Below are 21,283 nucleotides of genomic sequence, written 5' to 3'. Positions count from 1 at the left end.
TAGGCAGGTTTTGTGCGTGTAGCCGCGACTTCAGTCGCCAGAGCTACACGCATCTAGACTTTTAAGACATCCTCTAAGCTCGACCGTCCGAGTTCTAAGCTCCATCCACCGAGTTCTAAGCTCCATTGACCGAGTTCTAAGCTCCATTGACCGAGTTCTAAGCTCGACCGTCCGAGTTCTAAGCTCCATTCACTGAGTTCTAAGCTCCATCCACCGAGTTCTAAGCTCCATTGACCGAGTTCTAAGCTCCATCCACCGAGTTCTAAGCTCCATTCACTGAGTTCTACGCTCAACCGTCCGAGTGCAAAGCTCCATTTACCGAGTTCTACGCTCCATTCACCGAGTTCTACGCTCCATTCACTGAGTTCTACGCTCGGAATACCGTGTTTTGGAGTGCAATCAGGCTGCGACTACACACCAGTTTCCAACTCTTGGGGTTCATAAACAAAAGCAGTGTCGAGTTGTAGTTTTAAGCATCTGGGAACCCTAGGAACAGAGATCTCGATGAGCTTCAGCAGCGTGAGGCGATCGCCGTCCGTGCTAAATGGGTTACCTTTTTCGTCATGGCGCTAATCAAAGGAGTCCTGTGTTCCGATCAATGACAAACGGTTGCCGCAAATGGCTCACGCTGCTTCGCGCAGCCTTCATGTCAATAACCCATCCAGAACCGAACCAGGACGGCGATCGGCAGCAGGTAGAGGCAGGGTTACACAAAAGCGAAGCGACAAATCGAGCGCTCCTGGAGGCGATTCCAGATTTGATCATTCGTATGTCCAGCGATGGCACCTTCCTTGACTTCAAGCCAGCTAAAGCCTTTAGAACCGTCATGTCGAGCACTGACATGATCGGGGAAAATTTATCTGATTTCCTGCCCTTGGACATTGTGCAGCAACGGATGCACTACGTAGAAGCAGCGCTGCGTACAGGTCAAACCCAAACCTATGACTATGAATTGACCTGGAAGGGAGAGACAACCTATGAAGAGGTGCGGATTGCGGTCAGCGGCGAAAACGAAGTCGTGACGATCATTCGTGACATCACCGAGCGCAAACGCGTCGAGGCAGAACTGCAAAAGAGCGAAAAAACAAACCGTGCTCTGATCGCGGCTATTCCCGATTTGCTGATGCGCACCAGAGGCGATGGCACTTATTTAGACATTGCCGGACAGGATCGCCTGACCATCCATCAAGCACAACATTTCTTGACTGGCTCCAACGTGTATGACTCACTACCGCCTGCGATCGCGCAGCAGCGCCTGCACCAGATTCAGCAAGCGCTGCAAAGTGGGATCATGCAAATCTATGAGCAACAACTGCTGGTAGACGACCAACTGCATGAAGAAGAAGTGCGTATCGTCGTCACCGGAGCAGACGAAGTGCTGATTATGGTGCGCGATATTACCGAACGCAAACGCGTAGAGAATGCCTTACGAGAGAGTGAAGCGCGGTTCCAGGCGTTTATGGATCACAGCCCAACACTTGCCTGGGTTACCGATGTTGAAGGGCACCTTGTTTACTTGAACCAACCCTATCAGCGCACGTTTCAGGGATCAGCAGCAGATGTGCTTGGTCAATCTATTTTTGACCTTTACCCAACGGCGATCGCCCAGCAATTTCTGGATAATATTCGCATCGTCGCTACAACCAAGCAGGCATTGGAGGCGATCGAGATCGCTCCCCGACCAGATGGTACCGTCGGTGAATTTCTCGTCTACAAGTTCCCCATTTATGGCTCGTCCCAGCCCTGCTTAATTGGAGGGGTCGCGGTTGATATCACCATTCGCCGTCAGGCAGAGCAAGAACTGCTTGCCAGCGAGGCTGCTCTACGTACCCTCCACAAAATTACAACGACTCCCGACCTGACCTTTGAGCAACGGCTCCAGCAGCTCTTAGCCATGGGTTGTCAGCAGTTCAAGCTCGAATTTGGCTTTTTGGCAAAAATTGAAGACAACCGCTATGAGGTGATCAGTGCCCAAACGCCGGACGGCTCAGTCGTTGCAGGCGCAGTCTTTGACCTAACACAGACCTACTGTTTGGAAGCGCTCAAAGCGTCAGAACCCATCTACATTCAGCACGCCAGCCAGTCTGAATGGAGGCATCATCCCGGCTACGAAGGGTTTCACATGGAAAGCTATGCGGGCGTGCGAGTGATGGTCGCTTCCACCATCTACGGCGTGCTTTGCTTCTGTAGCCAACACCCAGCGCAAACGTCTTTGAGCGCCGTTGATCAAGAACTGCTGAAGCTCATGGCACAGTGGAGTGGTGGCGAAATTGAACGACGGCAGGTAGCCAGGGCACTCGAACGGCAGGTAGAACGGGCTGCACTGCTGAGGCACATTACAGAAGAGATCCGTCAAAGTCTAGATGCCGCGCAAATTTTTCAAACAACGGCGACTCAAATCGGTGAGGCGTTTCGCGTCAATCGGTGTGTGATTCATACCTATATTGACGCGCCGATGCCCAAAATTCCCATCATGGCGGAGTACCGAGACGCAAACAGCCTCTCTGTCTTGAACTCACTCTTGACGATCGAGATTCCAGTACTGGGAAATCTTTATGTTGAGCAGCTTCTGAGCCAAGATCAGGCGATCGCCGCTGCCAATGTCCAGACAGAGCCATTGCTCCAGACCACCATGGCGCGATGCCAGGAATGCATTCCCTGGGAGATGGGGCTGAAGTCGATCCTGGCAGTCCGTACCTCCTACCAGGAACAGGTGAACGGCTTCATTGCGCTGCATCACTCTGACACCTACCGCGACTGGACAACCGATGAGGTGGAACTGCTGGAGGCGATCGCGCTGCAAGTGGGGATTGCGCTAGAACAGGCTCGCTTGTTAGAGCAAGAAGTGCAGCAGCGGCAGACACTCAGCGAACAAAATTTTGCGCTAGAGCAAGCGAATCGTACAGCCGATCGGGCAAATCGGGCGAAGAGCGACTTCTTAGCCACCATGAGCCACGAAATTCGCACACCGATGAATGCGGTGATTGGCATGACCGGGCTGTTGCTAGAGACAGCGCTTGACCCTCAACAGCGGGATTTTGTCGAAACGGTGCGTACGAGCGGCGATGCTCTACTAACGGTCATTAACGACATTCTGGACTTCTCTAAAATCGAGTCAGGTAAGCTGGAACTAGAGCCACACCCCTTCAGGCTCCGCACCTGTATAGAGGAAACGCTAGATCTACTGGCACCCCAAGCGATCGCCAAAGGACTCGACATTGCCTATGTCATTGACCCGCTGATGCCAGAGGCACTTTTTGGCGATGGCACCCGGTTACGCCAGGTTTTAGTGAATCTCGTGGGTAACGCGATTAAGTTCACCAGCGCTGGTTCAGTGAGTGTTTCAGTGCTGGCTCCGCAACCGAAGCGTCTTCCTAGCCCAACGGCTCCCGACGCAGCCACTTACACCATTCAGTTTGCAGTGCAAGATACTGGCGCGGGCATTGCACCCGATCGCCTCGATCGTCTGTTTCAACCCTTTAGTCAAGTTGATTCATCCATCAGCCGCACCCACGGTGGCACGGGACTGGGCTTAGCAATTAGCCAGCGTCTGTGCGAACTCATGGGTGGCAGCATTTGGGTCGATAGTGACGTTGGACGAGGGTCTACGTTCTTTTTCTCGATCGTCATGCAAGCGGCAGTCACAGAGCCGTCTAGCGTTTCTACAACCTCTCATCTGGCTGGCAAACGGCTACTGCTTCTAGACAAAAATCCGACCAGTCGGCAGAATCTGGTGCTTCAGGCTCAAGGCTGGGGCGCACAGGTGCATACGGCTGCTTCCAGTCTAGAAGTCTTGCATTATTTACGATCGGGTGAGTCGGTCGATGCCGTAATTTTAGACGACCAACGTTCAACCATCAAAGGTCAAACCCTGGCAACCGTGATCCGACGGCAAGTGTATGGTCAAACTCTGCCTCTAGTGCTGCTGACGTGTGATCGCTTAAACCCGATCGCCGAAGCGCCTGATCGCTCCACCTCTGTTAGCCCCTTCACAGCGTACCTAAATCGCCCTGTCAAGCAGTCTCAATTTTACAACGTCTTAGCCGATCTCTTTGCAGCACCGCGATCGCCAGCACAGCCTGACCAAACTTGCAGCAAGTTTGACCCTCACATGGCAGAACGCTTGCCCCTACGCATTCTGTTAGCAGAAGACAACGCCGTGAACCAAAAAATGGCGCTGCTGATACTGTCACGCTTAGGCTATCGCGCCGATGTTGCAGGTAATGGCTTAGAGGCGATCGCGGCATTGCGCCGTCAAACCTACGATCTGATTTTGATGGACGTGCAGATGCCTGAAATGGATGGCTTAAGTGCCACTCGCTATATCCGCAAAACCTGGGAGACGGCACGTCGCCCCTGGATTGTGGCGATGACTGCCAACGCCATGCAAGGCGATCGCGAACAATGCCTGGATGCTGGCATGGATGACTACGTCAGTAAACCGATTCAGGTTGAGGGGTTAGTGCGGGCACTGAGTCGATGCAACCCACATCACATGATATCTGCTGGTCAGCCCGCTTTAATCAGCACAGGGGCGATCGACCACAAAGCGCTGCAAGCTCTACGCGAAGTGATGGGGGATGATGCCAACGCTGGCATCGTGGAACTCATTGATTGCTACCTGACAGAGGCTCTGGAGCTATTGCAAGCCATCGATACAGCGGTCTCTCAGCAAGACGCAGCCGCGCTCAACCGGGCGGCACATGCACCCAAATCTAGCAGTGCGTACCTTGGTGCAACCGCCGTTGCAAACTGCTGTACGCAGCTAGAAGCGGACAGTCGAGACGGCATTCTGGCGAGTGCAGCAACCATTCGACAACTGAAGCGAGAGTACGAACGGGTGCAGATTGCCCTGCAACACATGCTCGAAACACACTTCTAATATCACGGAGAGGCAGAGGGCAGAGGGCAGAAGCAAAGAGGATTAGAGTTTTCCTCCTGCCTCCTGCCTCCTGCCTTCTGCCTCCTGCCTTCTGCCTTAAAACCCAAGAACTTGTACCGCTGTGCTGAGTCGTTTCGATGGTGCAAAGCTCCTAGTCCGTCGCAACATAATCTTTGACAATCAGCAAGCAATTACGATCGCCCGTCCGCCTGTAGCTGAGGCGATCGGTAAGGCGCTGCAAAAGCAATAACCCACGTCCGCCAATCTCGTCTTGACTCACCGTTTGCGGCAGTGCTGCCAGCCGTTGCGCCAGATCAAAACCAGCTCCCTGATCCCAGATCCGAATCTCCAGCGATCGTGCTTGCATTGTCACCTCGATTTCGATAGGCGTTTCGGTTGGTTTACCCCGGTGAGCATGACGAATCGCATTGGTTAACCCTTCCGCTAAAGCAGTCTGGCACTGCATCCAAACTGTTTTCGGTATCGCTGGCTGATGCAGTTGATTAAACCAATCCAACACCAGACTGAGTTCGTCGAGCGTCGATCGCACCTGAAGTTGGCTTTTCTTGCTCACTGACCATCGCTCGTTGACCACTGCTCACCCATTTGCTAAAGCACCGCTATGACATCAAGCATTTTTGCGATTTTACTGTGAGTATGCTCAATTTGAGCGCAAACGCAGTAGCGAGAGAAATTCTGCCAACTCAACAAGTCCTTCGGTTTCCTGTCGTTCTGTCTGAGACAGCAGATAGCCTTCATCCTGACGCTCCAGCAGGAGTTGTGAGCGTGCTTGAACTGCCTGGGGAAGCTCGAATTGGGCTAGTTCGATCGGAATCTCAACGATTTTGGACATTGCACGGTTAGCTGAATCAGAGCCTTCGCTGTAGCCTCATTGTAGGCGGTAGGCGAGGGACACGGAAGGGAGTGTGTGCCGCGATCGAACATCAGATTGATGAAGACGATACAAAGGTTATTGATGGGCGATCGCTGCGGCGTTCGAGTTGATCTGCACCCGCTGACTTGTGCCGTTGGGCGGCTCAATTTATAGCATGGGTAGTAAGTGCAAGGTTTTCTTTTAGTTGCCAGTGTCTCAGCAATTTCTTATTGAGGTGGCGGGAAATTTTAATGTTGATGCCTGAACAATGTAAGCAAGTCTAAAAGCCTTTACTCGAACTGATAATGATTCGATTTACCACACCTGAAGATACCGATGCACTACTTGCTTTGGCAGAAGCAACCGGACTTTTTGAGGCAGACCAAATTAAAGACCTTGCCCAAATGCTTGAACAGCACTTTAATAGCGAAATAGCCAGTCCGGGTATGTGGCTTACTGACTATAACGGTAAACCAGTCGGTATTGCCCATGTCGCACCAGAACGAATGACTCATGGAACCTGGAATCTCTATCTGATCGCGATTCATCCTGCACATCAGAAGCAAGGGCGTGGAACTGCGTTGCTGCGATACATTGAGCAGATGCTAACTGAACGTGGTGAGCGAGTGCTGCTGGTAGAAACTTCTGGAACAGAAGACTTCGAATACGTCCGGAAGTTCTATCACGATAGCGGCTACGAAGAAGAAGCTAGAATTCGAGACTTCTACATTGATGGGGTCGATAAAGTGGTCTTCCGTAAATCATTGGCAGGTGTTGCATAGTTATTCAGTGACTCGTTGCTGGTAGCACGATCGCCTCTCGCCATAAATTAGGCTGAGTCCGCGAAACCCAACACTTATGCTCTAGCGCGATCGTCCGTTGCTGTAGTGCGATCTCCCCTTGCTTACATTGAGCTAAGTCCGCGAAACCCAACACTTATGCTCTAGCGCGATCGCTGCGTTCCTCCCGTGCGATCGCTTCTAAGAGGCATTCTCGGCAATTCGTTGTAGGCTAACATCAAAGAGACTCCTGCTATCAGACAACAGGTATGACAACCACAGCGCGTGTTATTCATAGTGACCCCGATATTTTAGGGGGAACGCCTGTTTTTGTTGGAACGCGTGTGCCAATGAAAACGTTGCTCGACTATCTCGAAGCAGGCGATCCGTTGGATGAATTCTTAGGTCATTTTCCAAGCGTTAGACGTGAGCAAGCGATCGCAGCGCTTGAATTAGCCAAAGAAATGCTGACAGCCTATGCGAATCCTGCTTGATGAATGTGCTCCACGACCTCTAAAGCATGAGCTTACTGATTACGAAATACGCACAGTCGTCGAGATGGGATGGTCAGGGAAAAAGAATGGTGAATTGCTACGACTGATGAGTCAAGAAGGCTTCACAATTTTGCTCACCACAGATCAAAATCTGCGCTATCAACAAAACCTGCAACAAGCAGGAGTCGCAGTCGTTGTTCTTGTAGCGTGTAGCAATAGACTTCCTGATTTATTGCCTCTGATGCCAGATGTTCGTAACGTGTTGAATACCATTGCTCCGGGAGACGTAATGGAAGTGGGAGTTTCCTGAACGTTGGGTAGGCGGTGCGGTACAACAACGCTGATGCATCCGCTCGTTGAGAGCGATCGCCCGTTGCCGTAGTGCGATCGCCTTCATTCTAGATACCTGTAAAATTAAGCAAGCGCGATCGCATGGAAGCACAAAACAATGACGCGGATTCCACTCACAGAAGCTCAGCTTCGGCTACCCGAACTGATTGCTAGTCTTCAACCTGGTGAAGAAGTGCAGATTTTTTCTGGCGATCGCACCGTCGCTAGGCTCATTGCCGAACTTCAGCCAGCTCGCAAACCTCGTCAGCCTGGTAGTGCGATCGACACCCTCACCATCGTGTCCGAAGACGAAACTCATTTGAAAGACTTTCGCGACTACATGCCATGAAGTTTCTCCTCGATACTCAGGCATTTCTCTGGTTTGTACTCAACGATAGTTATTCAGTGACTCGTTGCTGGTAGTAAAATCGCCCCTCGCCATAGGTTGCACTGAGTCCGCGCAACCAACACTGATGCTCTAGCGCAATCACTGCTTTCCTGTCGTAAGTCTTGGTTTTACTCAGCATCCATCCAGTTTACGTGCGTGAGGGCGATCGCGCTAAAATCCATAGCAGATAGCTGTTAGGCAACTGCTCATGAAGATCAAGGCGATTATCTGGCAAGAAGATGGCGTGTGGTGTGGTTCCGTTCCAGCCTTGCCAGGTTGCCATACCTGGGGAGAGAGCTATGAACAGTTATTGGAGATGCTTGAAGAGGCTGTTCAAGGTTGGCTTGAAGTCGCCAGTCAGCAAGAGGAACTTGCGCCTGAGAAACAGTTAATTGAGTTATCTCTATGAAATCTGTTTCTGGCAAAGCACTCTGCAAAATCGTTGAGCGCTACGGTTGGGAGCTAAAAAGAATCACGGGTAGCCATCATATCTACGCAAAAGAGGCGAACACAGTGATTCTCTGTATTCCTGTGCATGGTAATCGGGATTTACCGACTGGAACCTTAAGAAGTATTCTCAAGGACGCTGGAATGACACAGGACGATCTTCAATAGCAGCAGTTTTTAGTACGATCGCTCCTCACCATTGTTGAATCGAGACCTCAAAACCCAACACTGATGCTCTAGCGCGATCGCCACTCTCCTGTCGTGCGATCGCCCTTCTCGCGTGGGCTGGGATTAAGGAACGAACCAGCATTCCGAGAATCCTCTATCCTTAGTTTATGGAGAGTGGTTTCGAGATAACTGGTGATCCGACAGACATTGAAGTGATTGCCGTCAATCTGTCGATTCGCGAGTTGAAACGACTGAAGGATGAATTTGGCGGTCGGCGCTGGCGAAAGCTTAAGGGCATTGGCTTAGTGCAATTCCCGAATGGTGAGGTTCGTCAAGCCGAACTGCATTGGTATGAAGCACACGGGGTCGGTCGGCGTAAAATGAAAGTCAAGCGTGTCTTGGATTAAAACCGATGCACATAACAGAGTTAAATGTTCAATTTGCCATTTGCATCGCAGGCGAAGAAGACGGAGATCTTGAAGCCTGGAAAGTCTATCGAGTGCTCCCAGATTCAAAAGCAGATGAAGTAGGCTCTTTACGGGTGATTGATGAGTCTGGTGAAGACTATCTCTATCCACACAGTCGGTTTGTCATTGTTGACTTGCCTGAAGACATTCGGGAACGATTACTGGCATCGGTTGAAGAGTGAAGCATACAAGCATTAGAGGCGCTCTTAGTGCTCTGCACGATCGCCCCTGCCGTAGTGCGATCGCCGCTCCGTTGTTTAAGGATAGAAAACTCGTTCAAACGCCTGGTTGCAATAGCGGCGATAGATATCCAAGTCTTTATCTAACGTCGCGATCGCTGCAATACTGAGTCGTTCAGAAATAACCACCAGGGATAAGTCCGAAAAATCTGCTGGCAAGTCAGCATACCGAGCATTCAATTCAGCAATGCGAGTGAAAACTGGATGCAAGAGAGCGTTACGCTCATCGATGCGCTTTGCTAAATGAGAGAGAAACTCATTTTGTACCTGTCAGTCAGACGCTAACAGCCACATCACTTCAGTGACGCAACCTTCAGTGGTTACCAATTGACTGGAACATCCAGCAAAGAACTCAACGACACGCTACTTCGGAGGCGACCACCGGGTTTGGCAGCGGGCAGCAGCGATTGGATGAAGTCAAATTGGGCGTGGGTCAGGTTGCTTGAGTAGGATTTTAACCATGGCTCTCACGAAGCTGGAGTTCACGACTGACAAGCCTACCGTGTGAGCTTTTTTACGGTCGAGACGGCTTTTCAAACAGCCTCTCAGACTTAGAGACGTGCTGCTAATTAAGGATTGTAAGGGAGGAGCATTTTCACATATGCCTGCCCTACAGAACGCTTGCTCAATGTTTGAACGAATGCTTATTGTTGATTTCAAAGCAGCGATCGTGGTCGGTGCTGTAACCAATTCTGTTGCACAAAGCACAGACGAATACGCGATCGGTCGCTCTAACTAGCATTGTGCTAAGCAAGCAACTCAGCGGCTGTGCTGACGGTATAAGAGACGGTTGGTGAATCTTCATAGAGCGCAGATTCTATGTAGAATCGGAGTAACGCTAACCGTCAGTTTCCGCTTCTTTGGGCGATCGCCCTTTGATTTTGAAGCTTTATCCTCTTTAAGCCATTGTGTGATTGACAACTTGTTATTGACAGCTATGGAAGCGAGAGCAACGCTGCCCGACAATACCTCCCCTCTAAGTACAAACGAACCGAGCCATCTCATGGATAGAACAACTGTGAATCACGATCAAAATCAGGGCACAACAGGTGGGTATGCTGGTCAGCGTTGGTTGGTGGAAGAGCGTGACGCGTGTGGTGTTGGGTTTATCGCCGATCAGCAAGGTCGCATCAGTCACGATCTGATTGACAAGGCTCTCTCGGCGCTGACGTGCTTAGAGCATCGGGGTGGCTGTAGTGCCGATCAGGACTCAGGCGACGGTGCTGGCTTGATGACTGCAATTCCCTGGGACTTGCTGCACCAGTGGCTGACAAATGAAGGGATACAGGTCTCTACTAACGCGCAGATTGGGGTTGGCATGGTCTTTCTGCCAGCAGAAGCAGAGGCAGCGATCGTTGCTCGTCAAATCGTTGAGCGGGTTGCTGGCGAAGAAGGGCTGACAGTGCTTGGTTGGCGAGCGGTGCCGACACTGCCAAATGTTCTGGGTAGACAGGCACGTGAAAATTTGCCTCAAATCGAGCAAGTGTTGGTGCAGTCAGCACAGCAGGGTGACGCTCTAGAACGACAGCTTTACCTTGCCCGTAAGCGTACTAGCAACGCTGTTTTAGCAGACGTTAATGGCTCAACCCTTCAAGAGGCATTTGCTGATTTTTACATCTGCTCTTTTTCCAGTCGGACGATCGTCTACAAAGGCATGGTGCGATCGGCAGTATTAGGCGACTTCTACACAGATTTGAAGAACCCAGACTACAAGAGTACGTTTGCGCTCTACCATCGCCGCTTTAGCACCAATACGCTGCCGCGCTGGCCCCTGGCACAACCCATGCGGTTGCTGGGTCACAATGGCGAAATCAATACGCTGCTGGGTAATGTTAACTGGATGGTGGCGCGGGATGCTGATCTGGCACATACTTGCTGGAGCGATCGGCTGGCTGATCTCAAGCCTACTGTCAATCTTGACAATAGCGATTCCGCCAATCTCGATAATGTCTTTGAACTGCTGGTGCGATCGGGTCGTAGCCCCCAAGAAGCGCTGATGATCATGGTGCCAGAAGCGTATCAAAACCAGCCTGACCTCGCAGACCATCCTGAAATTACGGACTTTTACGAATACTACAGCGGCATTCAAGAACCCTGGGACGGTCCCGCACTGCTGGTATTTAGTGACGGTAAGGTGGTGGGTGCGACGCTTGATCGCAACGGTCTGCGCCCCGCCCGTTACAGCATCACGCGTGATGGTTATATCGTCGTTGCATCCGAAGCTGGAGTCGTGGATTTGCCCGAAGCGGACATTATCGAAAAAGGTCGCCTGGGTCCCGGTCAAATGATTGCGGTGGATTTGGAAAACCACGAGATTCAGAAAAACTGGGAAATCAAGCAGCGCGTTGCCAGTGCCAAACCCTACGGCGAATGGCTCAAGCAAAATCGCTACGACCTCAAGCACGAGCCGTTTGCAGAGAATGTGCCCTATATTCCTTCTGGCAACCTGCTCCGCTATCAAACGGCGTTTGGCTACACGGCAGAAGACGTGGAGATGATCATCCAGGAAATGGGTGCCCAGGGTAAGGAGCCGACGTTCTGCATGGGCGACGATGTGCCGCTGGCAGTGCTGTCTACTAAACCACGCCTGCTGTATGACTATTTCAAACAGCGCTTTGCTCAGGTGACGAACCCACCGATCGACCCACTGCGCGAAAAGCTCGTCATGTCGCTGGCGATCCAGCTTGGCGAACGCGGCAATTTGCTCGAAGCAGGCGCAAAGGATGCCCATTTGCTGAAGCTGGAATCCCCCGTCCTGGGCGATGCAGAACTGGATCAGATTCGTCAATCTGGGTTTGAAACTGCTGATCTGTCAACCTTGTTTGAGCTGTCGCAAGGTCCCGATGGTCTCCAACGGGCAGTTACCGCTCTTTGCCAGCAAGCCGCCGAAGCCGTGCGCGCGGGCAAGAAAATTCTGATTTTGAGCGATCGCTCCCACAAAACCGACAGTCCGACTCTGAGCGCAGACTATACGTATATTCCACCCATGCTGGCGATCGGTGCGGTGCATCATCACCTGATCCGTCAGGGCTTGCGGATGAAAGCCTCGCTGATTGCCGATACTGCCCAATGCTGGAGTACGCATCACTTTGCGTGTCTGATTGGCTACGGCGCGAGTGCGGTTTGTCCCTATCTGGCGCTGGAAACCGTGCGTCAGTGGTGGACTGATCCTAAAACCCAGAGCTTTATGGAGCGAGGCAAACTCAAGGAAATTACGCTGTCAGCCGCTCAGGGAAACTACCGCAAGGCGATCGAAGATGGGTTGCTCAAAATTCTCTCCAAAATGGGCATTTCGCTGCTGACCAGTTATCACGGTGCCCAAATTTTTGAGGCGATCGGCATTGGTGGCGATTTATTGCATCTCGGCTTCGCGGGCACTGCCTCACGACTGGGCGGCTTAAGCGTGGCTGATCTGGCGCAGGAAGTGGTCTCTTTTCACCAGCGGGCGTTTCCTGAACTGCACGTCAAAAAGCTCGAAAACTACGGTTTCGTCAATTACCGTCCGGGTGGTGAGTACCACATGAACAGCCCGGAGATGTCGAAGTATCTGCATAAAGCTGTCGCAACTAAGAGCTACGACCATTACGCGCTGTATCAGAAATATCTGGAAGAGCGTCCCCTGACTGCGCTGCGCGACTTGCTGGACGTGAAAAGCGATCGCCCCTCTATTCCGTTAGAAGAAGTCGAACCTGCCAGCGCCATCGTCCAGCGCTTTTGCACAGGCGGTATGTCGCTAGGAGCCTTATCGCGGGAGGCACACGAAACGCTGGCGATCGCCATGAATCGTATCGGCGGCAAGTCTAACTCTGGCGAAGGTGGCGAAGATTCCACCCGCTTTCTGGCGCTCAACGACGTGGATGAGAAAGGTCTTTCACCGCTGTTTCCTCACCTGAAAGGGCTGCAAAACGGGGACACTGCAAACTCTGCCATCAAGCAAGTCGCATCGGGTCGCTTTGGCGTGACACCAGAGTACTTGATGAGCGCGAAACAGCTTGAGATCAAGATGGCGCAAGGTGCAAAGCCCGGTGAAGGGGGACAACTTCCTGGACCTAAGGTGAGTCCTTATATTGCGCTGTTACGTCGATCGAAACCTGGTGTCACTTTGATTTCGCCACCTCCACACCACGACATTTACTCGATCGAAGATCTGGCACAGCTTATTTTTGACCTGCACCAAATTAATCCCCATGCACAAGTTTCCGTCAAACTGGTTGCGGAAGTGGGTATCGGCACGATCGCGGCGGGTGTGGCAAAGGCAAACGCCGACATTATCCAAATTTCGGGTCACGATGGCGGCACAGGTGCCTCACCGCTGAGTTCCATCAAACACGCGGGTAGTCCGTGGGAATTGGGCTTGACGGAAGTGCATCGCGCCCTGATGCAAAACCAATTGCGCGATCGCGTCCTTTTGCGGGTGGATGGTGGCATCAAAACAGGCTGGGATGTGCTGATGGCAGCGCTGATGGGTGGCGAAGAGTTTGGTTTCGGCTCCATTGCGATGATTGCGGAAGGCTGCATCATGGCGCGAATTTGTCACACCAACAACTGCCCCGTAGGAGTCACCAGCCAGCGTGAAGACCTCCGCAAGCGCTTCCCCGGACTGCCCGAACAGGTGGTCAACTTCTTCTTATTTGTTGCCGAAGAAGCCCGATCGCTCCTGGCAAAATTCGGCTATCGCTCCCTCAACGACATCATTGGTCGCGCTGACCTGTTGAAAGTGCGCGAAGGCGTGACGCTGCCCAAAACCCAGAGCCTGAATCTTAACTGCCTGACCCAACTCCCCGACACGCGGGACGATCGCGCCTGGTTGGTGCATGAAACCGTCCACAGCAACGGCTATGTTCTGGATGACCAACTCCTGAGCGATCCCGACATGCAAGCGGCGATCGCCAATCAATCCAGCGTCAGCAAAACCATTGACGTGGTGAATACCGATCGGACGATCGGCGCGCGCATTGCAGGGGCGATCGCCCGTCAATACGGCAACAGCGGCTTTGGTGGACACATCACGCTCAACGTCAAAGGCAGTGTGGGTCAAAGCTTCGGCGCGTTCAACCTTCCCGGTATGACGCTTAACTTAGAAGGCGAAGCAAACGATTACGTGGGCAAAGGTTTACACGGTGGCGCGATCGTCATCGTGCCACCCGCCGCCGCGACCTATGACCCGTCCCAAAACGTCATCATCGGCAACACCTGTCTCTACGGCGCAACTGGTGGTACGCTGCTTGCCTACGGTCAGGCGGGCGAACGCTTTGCTGTCCGCAACTCAAGTGCACAGGCAGTCGTTGAAGGCGCTGGGGATCACTGCTGCGAATATATGACGGGCGGTGTCATTGTCGTGCTGGGCAACACCGGACGTAATGTTGGTGCCGGGATGACGGGCGGCTTGGCATACTTTCTGGACGAAGACGGCACTTTCCCTACCAAAGTCAACCCAGAAATTGTGAAACTCCAGCGAGTGCTTGCGCCTGCGGGAGAGCAGCAGTTGAAAGAGTTGATTGAGCTACAGGGCGATCGCACAGGCAGCCAAAAGGCAAAAACCATCCTGGCAAACTGGTCAGACTACCTGCCCAAGTTCTGGCAGCTCGTACCCCCGTCTGAAAAAGACTCACCCGAAGCAAACCCCGAAGCAGAAACTAAAAAAAAAGTCCTGACCCCAGCGCAATAGCTCAGTCGTCGTGTTACGCCATGTGAGACTCTCCTGAAACACCTGCTGAGACTGCCCTCACCATAGGCGGTGTTTTAAAACTCCCATCGTTTTGTTGCCGATCGCTTCTACCCCCTTTTCCTGTATGCCCGAATAGCCGCGCAAACTGCCTAACACGCGCCAGAGGGTCTGTATGGATGACGGTTCTCGAAGCTCTGCTTGCTGTACCAAAGCCATTACCGCTTTTGTGTCTGGCGTGTCTACTTTTCCGTCAAGATTGTAAGCCGTCTTCTCTACGTCAATGTGAGCAAATTCACCTTACTTACAGAGTCAAGAAACGAGTACTTTCCCATTCCCATTCCCATTGATGGGTTCAGCTATTTTCGCATTCGTTGGTGCAGCTATGACCAGTGGTTGCAGGGGGTCGTCACTACTCTCTGTTGCTTTCTTTCGGGTTGGACGACGACGCTCACCTTTGGGAATTCCACCCGCTTTGCCATATTCGCCGCTGCCTTTGCCATACTTGGCGGCAACTCCTAACAGCATTTGTTCGGACAGATTCCGCAGTTGCTGCTCGGTGTCCTTGATTTTGCGGGAAAGGTTATCCAGGCTTGAAAGATCACTGTTGTAAGTCGTAATCTGCGATCGCAGCGTTTGAATCAGCGTGGAATACCCTTCTAACGTCAGTTGATTGCCCAAATCCAGCGTAGGGCTGATGGATTGCAAGCCCGCTTCGCGTTTTTCGGCGCTTTGCAACGTTGCAGACGATCGTTTTGGACGTACCACGGTAAAGGCTCCTTAAATAAATAGATTTCTGCAATCTAGCCATTGGAGTAACCCATTAACCTGAGAGAAATTGAGGAAATCGAGTAGAAAATTAGCAGAATTAGGGATTTATTTTTGCGTAGATATTCTCTTCTCGATCGCACTGCCGAAGCGTTAATACCCATAATGCCATCATCAGCCTGCGTGTTTTTCATGCCGCTGGTGATGGCTCCGGTTGAGTCATAAATTGATTGACTGCTTCCACTTCCAATCGAGCCAGGGTTGCTGTGTATTCTGCCAGGGAAAGTGCAAGGTTAGCGCGACGGATAGGGTCTTGTTCTTTCCAGAGTGTTTCAGATTCCATCCACACCAGATAGCGATACCCTTGCAGAGATTCGGCATCGCCAATGTGTTCGTCTGGAGGGCTGTTAGTCATCTAGGAACCTCGTTTCAGATTCGATTTTCAGCAGTTGATGGCTAGGTTCATCATAAACGAATCGCACCCCAAAGATAGCCCGTTCAGGCAAGTTCACGTCGTAACGAGCTTCGGTTGGATTCAGTACTGAGTGCCTGACGAGGATTGAGTATTGCCCTCCTGGAATATTCCGAAAGAAAGCAGCAGCAACACGCAGTGAGGCGGTTGTCTGCCGATAGACGATGCCTTCAGTCGTCAACATTACAACTAAAAGTTCGCCTTCTACAGACGGCATTGCGGTATCTGATTGATTCCGAATGACGACATAGATATCTGACACTGAATGCTTTCCTGTCTAAAAAGCTATCTTGTTTAGAATACAGTGATAGATCATGGCGATGGGCACAGACAAAATTTTGCTCATCCCGCGATCGCCCCTTCATAGCTAAACGATGTTCTTGAGTAACACGCCGATCGCACTTCATAAACCGGCGATGGTGCTTTAGACGATCCCGATCGCGCTTTGCAACTCTGTGATGCAACCAAGCAATATGCGGATCGTGCTTTAGACGATGACGATGCTGCTTTGTACGATCGCGGTGTTGCTTTGTAATGTGACGAGGTAACTAAGCAACACGCGGATCTTGCTTTGTAATGTGACGATGTTGCTTTGCATGATCGCGGTGTTGCTTTATAACGTGACGATGTTGCTTTGCATGATCGCGGTGTTGCTTTGTAATGTGACGATGTTGCTTTGCATGATTGCGATCGTGCTAACTAACGCTGCAACATTTTTGAGTCATATGTCGATCGCGCTGAGTCAGGTGACGGTGGTGCAGAGAAAGGTGTTGAGCTTCTCTCTGCAATCAAAATCATGAGAGTGTAAGGACTGGCTGGCAAGCTGAGAATTGTGACATTATGTTGATGGCAGAAGTGTAATGGGTAGGGAAGCGTGAGTGTAACGAAGGTCTGGACCTTATTGTTGACAGTGGCGCTGAGTGCGACCCCTTTCGTTGCTGTTGCCCAGAGTACTGAGCAGTTGATTCAGCAGGCGAATGCGGCTCAGACTGCTAAACGGTTTACCGAGGCAGAGGCAATTTGGCGGCAGGTCGTTCAGCGCGAACCTCAGAATGCGCCTGCCTACAACAATCTGGGCACTGCACTGCAAAACCAGAAAAAGCTTGAGGAAGCGATCGCCGCCTATCGCAAAGCAATTGAGATTCAGCCCACCGCAAATCGTTACAACAATCTGGGCACTGCACTGCAAGACCAGGGGAAGCTGGAGGAGGCGATCGCCGCCTATCGCAAAGCAATTGAGATTCAGCCCACCGCAAATCGTTACAACAATCTGGGCACTGCACTGCAAGACCAGGGGAAGCTGGAGGAGGCGATCGCTGCCTATCGCGCCGCGATCAAACTCGACCCCAACTTTGCTGATGCTTACAACGAATTGGGTCACTCACTGAAAAACCAGGGGAAGTTCGAGGAGGCGATCACTGCGTATCGCGCCGCGATCAAGCTCAACCCCAACTTTACCTATGCCTACAACGGACTGGGCAGTGTGCTGTATAAGCAGAAAAAGCTTGGGGAGGCGATCGCCGTCTATCGTAAGGCACTGAGCTTACCAGACCAGTCCGGAACACCCACCAGTGCTCATACATTGGCTTATTATAACCTGGGCAATGCGCTGAGAGGACAGAAGAAACTTGAGGAGGCGAGCATTGCCTATCGCGCCGCGATCAAGCTCGACCCTAAGTATATCTATGCCTACGAGGGGTTGGGTAATGCGCTGAGAGACCAGAAGAAACTCGAGGAAGCGAGCACTGCCTATCGCGCCGCGATCAAACTCAACCCCAGCCGTGCCTATGCCTATAACGGGCTGGGTAATGTGTTAGGAGACCAAAGGAAGTTCGAGGAGGCAATCACTGCCTATCGTACAGCGATCAAACTCAACCCCAGCTTTGTCTATGCCTACAACGGGCTGGGCAATACGCTGACAGACCAGAAGAAGCTCGAGGAAGCGATCGTCGTCTACCGTAAGGCACTGAGCTTACCAGACCAAGCCGGAACACCTGCCAGTGCTCATACATTGGCTTACTACAATTTGGGCAATGCGCTGGCTGACCAGAAAAAGTTTGAGGAGGCAGTCGTCGCCTATCGCAGCGCGATCAAACTCAACCCAAGCTTTGCCTATGCCTACAACGGGCTGGGCAATGCGCTAGCAGACCAAAAGAAATTCGAGGGGGCGATCGCCGCTTACCGCAAAGCTCTGAGTTTGCCAGAAGATACTTCTGCCTATCTAGCCACGGCTCATACAACCGCACACAACGGGCTGGGGTTGGTGTTCCAGGAGCAAGGCAAACTGCAAGATGCTATCCGGGAATTTGAGCGGGCAAAGGCGCTTGACCCAAACTTCAGATTTGCTCAAAACAACTTGAAGGAAACTAGACGGCAACTGGCACTACGGCGCAACCCCAAAATCATCGCCCTGACCGATACCAGCGGTCTGCCTAATAATGCCGAAACCCCGTTGCGGCGGGCAGTCGTTAAGATAGTAGCCTCTTTCCCTGGTACCAGCAAAGGGACGGGTATTGGCACAGGCTGCATCATCAAGCATCAAAACGGTAAAGCCTGGATTTTAACCAATCGTCATGTGGTGTTTGAGCCAGATACTCGCCAAAGAGGAGAAAATCTCCAGATTGAACTCTACTTTGGCAACGTATCAAAGGAAGTAACCCGTCCCCGTGTGGGCGAGAAAGGCTTAGGCAGCGTTCGCATTTTGCACATGACTGATCCTGACGATCCCCTTGATCTGGCATTGCTGGAAGTTACTGGACTGCCACCAGAGATTGTAGCCTTGCCCATTGCGGCTGGTATCAAGAATCGTACACTCACCAAGATCATTAGCAATCATGATGAGGGCTTGCCCAATGAGGCAACGATGATTGATGCGGATGAAGAAATCCTGACGTTGAAGATCAAACTGGATGATGGTAGCTCCGGCAGCCCAGTACTGATTAATCAGCAAATGGTGGGCTTAACCTACAGTGCTAACACAGTTAAAGGTTCGCAGCAGCCACGCGGCATTAGCTATGCCTATCCCGTCCGTCGTATTGTTCGGAAACTTACTGAATGGGGATTTGTTTTACCATGAAACGCCTGGTTTTCTACTCCAGCTTTTTGATCAGCTTGATTAGTCTCAGCCTCAGTACCATTCCGGCTCAAGCACAGCCCTGCCAAAAAATTAATAACGCTCAATCCACTGCCTACGGTCTGCGAGAACAGGATAGACGCTGTGAGGGCATTCGAGCAGAAGACATTAGCGGCGACTTTAGCCTGATCTCTCTCACGCTGGGCAAGATTCAGCCGTCCAGCATTTTGAAGCTACAAGTACCCGATCGCGCCAATGGTCAGGAGCCGAAAGTGCTGGTCACGTCTAAAAAGAAGAACTACCAGCTCGACCCACTAGAGTTTCGTTACAGTGGCGGGGTGTTTCAGGTGCAGTGGTCGGATGGCGTAATCAGAGCAGCGGGCATTTCCCTCGATAGTTTACGTGCTATTGCTTCTGTCCGTTCCGGTGTTCAAAAAGTTTATCTACCTGTCATCCTGAGTCCAGGGGCAGGGCAATATCAGATTGTTCTGTCGAACGAACGACCTGCCAAAATTCCGATTTTTCAGATTCTCCGCAACGGTACTGTCGTTTACAGTGATGCTCGCAACACCTTCCAGCCCAAAGGGCAGATCAAATTTACCTGGCAGGGACGCGATCGGGCTGGGAACCCTCTTCCGGCAGGTCGATATGAATTACGGGTCAAGGCAGACCTGGAGCAAGACAACGCTCCACCCCAACCCGCTTCAGTGAGTGTTGCCTTTGAACATGATCCCAAATGGCTAAAGTAAAACCAGGGCGCATTCGCTGGCAATGGCTCCTCCACATACCGCAGTGGTTTTGGAGCGCTTTGGTTTTGCCCTGCTTGCGAGGACTGACCAACAGTGTCCAGTCACTGCGACGACAACTGGTGCGCGATCCAGTGTTTACAGCCGTGACGTTTCTCACTCTGGTTTTAGTCAGCGTTTCCCTGCTAAATTTTCTCCCCTTCGCTGTTCCGTTTGAAGGAGTCCTGACCGTTAGCGAAATTGGGTTTACCACCACCCGATCGGCACAATTACTCCTGAAAGATATCCGTGGCATTCAGCAGATCACTCTCTCCGGTCGCCAGACTATTCCCTTAGAAGGGACAGGCTTTAGCAGCAAAGATGAACCCCGCCTGAATGGTGACGGTAGGCGCAACATTGAATTAGATGATGAAGGCGGTCAGTGGACACTCTCATCGACTAGCCCCCAAGCCTCTGAGATCGCTTTGTCGGGGCTAACGCTGGCAAGTGGAACGCGCATTCGAGATTTGCGGTACAGCCCCTTTAATCGCACCCTTTCGCTTAGGCTCATTCCGGCAGATAAGCCAGTGGCAGGCGATCGTAGCTTTCTCAAAATTCAACCGGGCTTTGACCCCTTAACAGTCACTCTGGAAGGCTATCAACTTCCAGATCTGAAGCCTCAGAGTGACCGTCGTGATCTGACGTTTACCTTCAGTACCAGCGAGTTTGAGTTACCGATTACCGAATCACTGACGCTCACGATTCAACTCCCTAAGCCACTGAGTGCAGCCGCTGACAATACCATCCAACCGTTTTGGAGAGACATTGACGTTACAGACGTAAAGCTGGAGAGACAGGCGCAAAGGGGAGACGGCTCTACTGCTAATGTGCCCCAGTCGACTATTATCTCAGGCACCGTCAGCATGGTAGAACGCCAACTGAGCCTCAAAAAGGGACAGTTTCTACTGATTGATCCTCCAGCGACCCAAAACCTGGGGTACATCCAAATCCTCTACCCTAATACCTCCAAAAATCTGGCACTCCAGCTTTCTAATCAAGCGATTCAAATCGATGAACCAACCGATGGGTTGTCTGTCGCCATATCAGGTGAAACGTCTCGCATTCAGGCAGGTCTGAACAAGAAATTACCCGTTCCCCCCAGACTACAGGGAAATCTCCTGTCTCGCTTTTTACCTGGTGATGCGATCGTCGCACTGCTATCGTTTTGCGGTGGCTTAGTTGCCTCACTGTTGATGTGGTTAGTAAACAGTCTCTCCAAAACAAACTCTGAGAAGACATAAATTTTTCTGTCTAACTTTTGGCGGGCACGGGCTGCTGCCCTTTGCCCACCCTACAGATAAGTGTTTCCTTCGTGGGATGGGCAAAGCAACGCGTGCCCGTCCAAGCATCAACATAATCCCATAGCGTTTCCTTCGTAGGATGAGCAAAGCAACGCGTGCCCGTCCAAGCATCAACATAATCCCATAGCGTTTCCTTCGTAGGATGGGCAAA

Annotated in this window: 24 protein-coding genes and 1 pseudogene; 15 read left to right on the top strand and 10 right to left on the bottom strand. The window is 51.7% G+C overall.

Annotated features, from left to right (window positions below):
- Window positions 1-53 precede the first annotated feature (53 nt).
- Entirely contained in the window at window positions 54-293 is a 240-nt protein-coding gene (locus tag AC5JO6_RS06115; RefSeq protein ID WP_496080156.1) for a hypothetical protein, read from the bottom strand.
- A gap of 353 nt (window positions 294-646) precedes the next feature.
- Here AC5JO6_RS06115 and AC5JO6_RS06110 point away from each other — a divergent pair, with 353 nt between their 5' ends.
- Window positions 647-4,882: a response regulator gene (locus tag AC5JO6_RS06110; RefSeq protein ID WP_496080155.1), complete on the top strand. Its 4,236-nt coding sequence runs from the start codon at window positions 647-649 to the stop codon at window positions 4,880-4,882.
- Between the two features lie 151 nt (window positions 4,883-5,033).
- Here AC5JO6_RS06110 and AC5JO6_RS06105 read toward each other — a convergent pair whose 3' ends face one another.
- Both AC5JO6_RS06105 and AC5JO6_RS06100 read right to left on the bottom strand, forming a co-directional pair.
- Window positions 5,034-5,477 (bottom strand): ATP-binding protein, encoded by a 444-nt coding sequence (locus AC5JO6_RS06105; RefSeq protein ID WP_496080154.1) that lies wholly within the window; start codon window positions 5,475-5,477, stop codon window positions 5,034-5,036.
- Between the two features lie 66 nt (window positions 5,478-5,543).
- The gene (locus AC5JO6_RS06100) at window positions 5,544-5,735 is read right to left on the bottom strand and encodes a hypothetical protein (RefSeq protein ID WP_496080153.1); all 192 of its coding nucleotides are present in this window, start codon (window positions 5,733-5,735) and stop codon (window positions 5,544-5,546) included.
- 326 nt (window positions 5,736-6,061) lie between these two features.
- On the opposite strand from AC5JO6_RS06100, the gene AC5JO6_RS06095 reads away from it, so the two are divergent.
- Window positions 6,062-6,538 carry a GNAT family N-acetyltransferase gene (locus AC5JO6_RS06095; protein WP_496080152.1) on the top strand — a complete coding sequence of 159 codons (477 nt, stop codon included), beginning with the start codon at window positions 6,062-6,064 and terminating at the stop codon, window positions 6,536-6,538.
- Window positions 6,539-6,542: 4 nt separating this feature from the next.
- Here the strand turns inward: AC5JO6_RS06095 and AC5JO6_RS06090 are convergent, their stop codons facing one another.
- On the bottom strand, window positions 6,543-6,689 hold the full coding sequence (locus tag AC5JO6_RS06090) for a hypothetical protein (RefSeq protein WP_496080151.1): 147 nt from the start codon (window positions 6,687-6,689) through the stop codon (window positions 6,543-6,545).
- A 115-nt stretch (window positions 6,690-6,804) separates the two neighbouring features.
- On the opposite strand from AC5JO6_RS06090, the gene AC5JO6_RS06085 reads away from it, so the two are divergent.
- The 3 genes from AC5JO6_RS06085 to AC5JO6_RS06075 all read left to right on the top strand — a co-directional run bounded on the left by AC5JO6_RS06085 (window position 6,805) and on the right by AC5JO6_RS06075 (window position 7,708).
- On the top strand, window positions 6,805-7,029 hold the full coding sequence (locus AC5JO6_RS06085; protein ID WP_496080150.1) for a DUF433 domain-containing protein: 225 nt from the start codon (window positions 6,805-6,807) through the stop codon (window positions 7,027-7,029).
- Complete coding sequence (locus tag AC5JO6_RS06080; RefSeq protein WP_496080149.1) at window positions 7,013-7,339, top strand: PIN-like domain-containing protein; 327 nt, start codon at window positions 7,013-7,015, stop codon at window positions 7,337-7,339. The genes AC5JO6_RS06085 and AC5JO6_RS06080 overlap by 17 nt, the downstream gene beginning before the upstream one ends.
- 138 nt (window positions 7,340-7,477) lie before the next feature.
- Window positions 7,478-7,708: a type II toxin-antitoxin system Phd/YefM family antitoxin gene (locus AC5JO6_RS06075; RefSeq protein ID WP_496080148.1), complete on the top strand. Its 231-nt coding sequence runs from the start codon at window positions 7,478-7,480 to the stop codon at window positions 7,706-7,708.
- A gap of 49 nt (window positions 7,709-7,757) precedes the next feature.
- Here AC5JO6_RS06075 and AC5JO6_RS06070 read toward each other — a convergent pair whose 3' ends face one another.
- On the bottom strand, window positions 7,758-7,886 hold the full coding sequence (locus AC5JO6_RS06070; RefSeq protein WP_496080147.1) for a hypothetical protein: 129 nt from the start codon (window positions 7,884-7,886) through the stop codon (window positions 7,758-7,760).
- Between the two features lie 69 nt (window positions 7,887-7,955).
- Here AC5JO6_RS06070 and AC5JO6_RS06065 point away from each other — a divergent pair, with 69 nt between their 5' ends.
- From AC5JO6_RS06065 to AC5JO6_RS06050, 4 genes are all read left to right on the top strand, one after another.
- Complete coding sequence (locus tag AC5JO6_RS06065) at window positions 7,956-8,156, top strand: type II toxin-antitoxin system HicB family antitoxin (RefSeq protein WP_496080146.1); 201 nt, start codon at window positions 7,956-7,958, stop codon at window positions 8,154-8,156.
- Entirely contained in the window at window positions 8,153-8,362 is a 210-nt protein-coding gene (locus AC5JO6_RS06060; protein ID WP_496080145.1) for a type II toxin-antitoxin system HicA family toxin, read from the top strand. The genes AC5JO6_RS06065 and AC5JO6_RS06060 overlap by 4 nt, the downstream gene beginning before the upstream one ends.
- A gap of 167 nt (window positions 8,363-8,529) precedes the next feature.
- Window positions 8,530-8,769 carry a hypothetical protein gene (locus AC5JO6_RS06055; RefSeq protein ID WP_496080144.1) on the top strand — a complete coding sequence of 80 codons (240 nt, stop codon included), beginning with the start codon at window positions 8,530-8,532 and terminating at the stop codon, window positions 8,767-8,769.
- A gap of 5 nt (window positions 8,770-8,774) precedes the next feature.
- The gene (locus AC5JO6_RS06050; protein ID WP_496080143.1) at window positions 8,775-9,011 is read left to right on the top strand and encodes a hypothetical protein; all 237 of its coding nucleotides are present in this window, start codon (window positions 8,775-8,777) and stop codon (window positions 9,009-9,011) included.
- Window positions 9,012-9,086: 75 nt separating this feature from the next.
- Here AC5JO6_RS06050 and AC5JO6_RS06045 read toward each other — a convergent pair.
- A pseudogene (locus AC5JO6_RS06045) lies at window positions 9,087-9,431 on the bottom strand (type II toxin-antitoxin system VapC family toxin); the annotation flags it as partial.
- A gap of 238 nt (window positions 9,432-9,669) precedes the next feature.
- Between AC5JO6_RS06045 and AC5JO6_RS06040 the strand changes: the two are divergent.
- Together AC5JO6_RS06040 and gltB are read left to right on the top strand one after the other, a co-directional pair.
- Window positions 9,670-9,807, top strand: a complete 138-nt coding sequence (locus AC5JO6_RS06040; RefSeq protein WP_496080142.1) for a hypothetical protein — start codon at window positions 9,670-9,672, stop codon at window positions 9,805-9,807.
- A 264-nt stretch (window positions 9,808-10,071) separates the two neighbouring features.
- The gene (gene gltB, locus AC5JO6_RS06035; protein WP_496080141.1) at window positions 10,072-14,736 is read left to right on the top strand and encodes a glutamate synthase large subunit; all 4,665 of its coding nucleotides are present in this window, start codon (window positions 10,072-10,074) and stop codon (window positions 14,734-14,736) included.
- Between the two features lie 57 nt (window positions 14,737-14,793).
- Here the strand turns inward: gltB and AC5JO6_RS06030 are convergent, their stop codons facing one another.
- The 4 genes from AC5JO6_RS06030 to AC5JO6_RS06015 all read right to left on the bottom strand — a co-directional run bounded on the left by AC5JO6_RS06030 (window position 14,794) and on the right by AC5JO6_RS06015 (window position 16,235).
- Window positions 14,794-14,952: a hypothetical protein gene (locus tag AC5JO6_RS06030; RefSeq protein ID WP_496080140.1), complete on the bottom strand. Its 159-nt coding sequence runs from the start codon at window positions 14,950-14,952 to the stop codon at window positions 14,794-14,796.
- A gap of 93 nt (window positions 14,953-15,045) precedes the next feature.
- Window positions 15,046-15,501: a hypothetical protein gene (locus AC5JO6_RS06025; RefSeq protein ID WP_496080139.1), complete on the bottom strand. Its 456-nt coding sequence runs from the start codon at window positions 15,499-15,501 to the stop codon at window positions 15,046-15,048.
- Window positions 15,502-15,691: 190 nt separating this feature from the next.
- The gene (locus tag AC5JO6_RS06020; RefSeq protein ID WP_496080138.1) at window positions 15,692-15,916 is read right to left on the bottom strand and encodes a hypothetical protein; all 225 of its coding nucleotides are present in this window, start codon (window positions 15,914-15,916) and stop codon (window positions 15,692-15,694) included.
- Entirely contained in the window at window positions 15,909-16,235 is a 327-nt protein-coding gene (locus AC5JO6_RS06015) for a hypothetical protein (protein WP_496080137.1), read from the bottom strand. The genes AC5JO6_RS06020 and AC5JO6_RS06015 overlap by 8 nt, the downstream gene beginning before the upstream one ends.
- Before the next feature lie 322 nt (window positions 16,236-16,557).
- Here AC5JO6_RS06015 and AC5JO6_RS06010 point away from each other — a divergent pair, with 322 nt between their 5' ends.
- The 4 genes from AC5JO6_RS06010 to AC5JO6_RS05995 all read left to right on the top strand — a co-directional run bounded on the left by AC5JO6_RS06010 (window position 16,558) and on the right by AC5JO6_RS05995 (window position 21,072).
- Window positions 16,558-16,773 (top strand): hypothetical protein, encoded by a 216-nt coding sequence (locus AC5JO6_RS06010; RefSeq protein ID WP_496080136.1) that lies wholly within the window; start codon window positions 16,558-16,560, stop codon window positions 16,771-16,773.
- A 74-nt stretch (window positions 16,774-16,847) separates the two neighbouring features.
- Window positions 16,848-19,049, top strand: a complete 2,202-nt coding sequence (locus AC5JO6_RS06005; protein ID WP_496080135.1) for a tetratricopeptide repeat protein — start codon at window positions 16,848-16,850, stop codon at window positions 19,047-19,049.
- Window positions 19,046-19,795, top strand: a complete 750-nt coding sequence (locus AC5JO6_RS06000) for a FlgD immunoglobulin-like domain containing protein (protein WP_496080134.1) — start codon at window positions 19,046-19,048, stop codon at window positions 19,793-19,795. Before AC5JO6_RS06005 ends, AC5JO6_RS06000 begins: the two co-directional genes overlap by 4 nt.
- Complete coding sequence (locus AC5JO6_RS05995; RefSeq protein WP_496080133.1) at window positions 19,783-21,072, top strand: hypothetical protein; 1,290 nt, start codon at window positions 19,783-19,785, stop codon at window positions 21,070-21,072. Before AC5JO6_RS06000 ends, AC5JO6_RS05995 begins: the two co-directional genes overlap by 13 nt.
- The last annotated feature ends 211 nt before the right edge of the window (window positions 21,073-21,283 follow it).

The sequence above is a fragment of the Tildeniella sp. genome, from assembly GCF_059505325.1.
Note: the sequence above shows the minus strand (reverse complement) of the source record. Positions and strands in the feature narration are given on the sequence as shown.